The 243-nt window shown below is 57.2% G+C and carries 1 protein-coding gene; it reads right to left on the bottom strand.

Translation table 11 applies throughout. From position 1 onward, the window contains the following. Nucleotides 1-33 precede the first annotated feature (33 nt). Nucleotides 34-243: nucleoside-diphosphate kinase (locus tag QP413_RS10140; protein WP_284781628.1), on the bottom strand; the 210-nt coding region annotated here is incomplete at its 5' end.

The raw sequence follows: 243 nt of genomic DNA, 5'->3' as shown, positions 1-243 counted from the left end.
ATGCCACGTTTGCACGCGGCATTTACGAAATTATTAACGGGTGCGCGGGCACACTTCGCCTTCGCCAAAGAAATAAGCGATTTCGCGAGCGGCAGATTCGACGGAATCAGAACCGTGGGTACCGTTTTCGGTCAGGCTGTCAGCGTAATCAGCGCGCAGAGTACCAGCCAGTGCGTTTGCCGGATTGGTCGCGCCCAGCAGATCGCGGTGACGCTGAACGGCGTTTTCACCTTCCAGCACGGA

Source organism: Corynebacterium sp. UMB4614 (assembly GCF_030217065.1).
Lineage (GTDB): Bacteria > Actinomycetota > Actinomycetes > Mycobacteriales > Mycobacteriaceae > Corynebacterium.
The sequence above is the reverse complement of the archived record's forward strand: the minus strand, read 5'-3'. Positions and strand labels throughout refer to the sequence as shown.